Here is a 1,580-nt window from a genome sequence, read left to right on the forward strand (position 1 = left end):
CCCGTTAGCTTCTAAGGGCACCAGTTCTCCGGCAGGATAAGTGGTGTTGTCCGGTCCGGCTCCTGGGCATGATCGTTTGCCCCCAGTCATTGATGATCCGGGGGGTGTTGTCACCCAGGAGCTGGCCACGGGCGGATCGTGGATCGCTGATAGAGGCACGACAGCCCCAACGTTAAGGGCTTGTTTTCTAACGTGGATGCCGAGCATGAACCGCCCGCCGACTCCATCCATCCCTGCTGGGGAAGGGTGAGCGGGCTGGGCAGCTGGCCGCCCAGGCGCCCCGTTCTGGGTGGTGACAGGACTCCACAATTGACGAGGAGAAAGCTCGTGGCCTGGAACCTTCAGGACTTCGCGCTGTTCATCGGCTTAGACGTCGGCAAGAGCGAGCATCACGCCACCGCACTGACCACCACCGGTGAGAAGGCCTACGACAAGCCCCTGCCCAACGACGAGGCCAAACTCCGAGACCTGCTGACCGAGCTGACTGCAAAGCATGGCCCGGCCCTGCTGGTGGTCGATCAGCCCGCCACCATCGGTGCCCTGCCGGTCACCGTCGCCCAGAGCATGGACCAGGTCGAGGTGGCCTACCTGCCGGGGCTGACCATGCGCCGGATGGCCGACCTGCACGCCGGTTCAGCTAAGACCGATGCCCGGGACGCGTTCATCATCGCTGAGACCGCCCGCACCATGCCCACCGCACTGCGGCAGATCGCAGCCTCGGACGAGCAGATCGCTGAACTGGCGGTACTGACCGGCTTCGATGATGACCTGCTGGCCCAGACCACCGCCGCCCGGAACCGACTCCGAGGGCTGCTGACCCAGATCCACCCCGGCCTGGAACGGGTCATCGGGCCCCGGCTGCACCACTACGGGGTCCTGGACGTGCTCAGCCGGTGGCCTACTCCGCAGCGGATCAAAGACGCCGGCCGGGGCCATGTGCGCAACCGGATCAAGAAGCACAACCCACGGCTGGCAGCCCCACTCACCGAGGAGATCTTCACCGCCCTGGATGCCCAGACCGTAGTAGTTCCCGGCACCGAGGCGGCAGCGACCATCGTGCCGATCATCGCCGGGCAACTGAAGGACCTCTACTCACAGCGCCAGCAGGTGCTGACCCAGGTCGATGCTCTGGTGGAGGCCCACCCTCTTCACCTGGTCCTGACGTCGATGCCCGGAATCGGGGTCAGGACCGCCGCCAGAATCCTCACCGAAGTCATCGGTAAGGACTTCAAGACCGCAGGCCACCTGGCCTCATATGCGGGGATCGCGCCGACGACCAGGCGTTCCGGGACTTCGATCAGAGGTGAATACGCCAACCGCGGAGGCAACAAGAGATTGAAGTCATCCCTATTCAACAGTGCCTTCGCAGCCCTGCACCACCGCCCATCCAGGGCCTACTACGACAAGAAACGCGCCGAAGGAAAGACCCATAAACAAGCCGTCATCGCCCTAGCCCGCCGACGACTCGACACCCTCTACGCCATGCTCCGTGACGGGACCTTCTACCAAGACCCCGAAAACATCAGAGGCGGCACCGGGCACGCCCTGGCCGCTTGACGAAAACCATAGAGGCACCCCCC

1 protein-coding gene is annotated in these 1,580 nt (G+C 64.3%); it reads left to right on the forward strand.

From position 1 onward, the window contains the following. Nucleotides 1–327 precede the first annotated feature (327 nt). Nucleotides 328–1,557 (forward strand): IS110 family RNA-guided transposase, encoded by a 1,230-nt coding sequence (locus RH857_RS13465; RefSeq protein WP_310538489.1) that lies wholly within the window; start codon nt 328–330, stop codon nt 1,555–1,557. The last annotated feature ends 23 nt before the right edge of the window (nt 1,558–1,580 follow it).

Origin of the sequence: Nesterenkonia flava (genome assembly GCF_031432335.1) — a bacterium.
GTDB classification, from domain to species: Bacteria; Actinomycetota; Actinomycetes; order Actinomycetales; family Micrococcaceae; genus Nesterenkonia; species Nesterenkonia flava.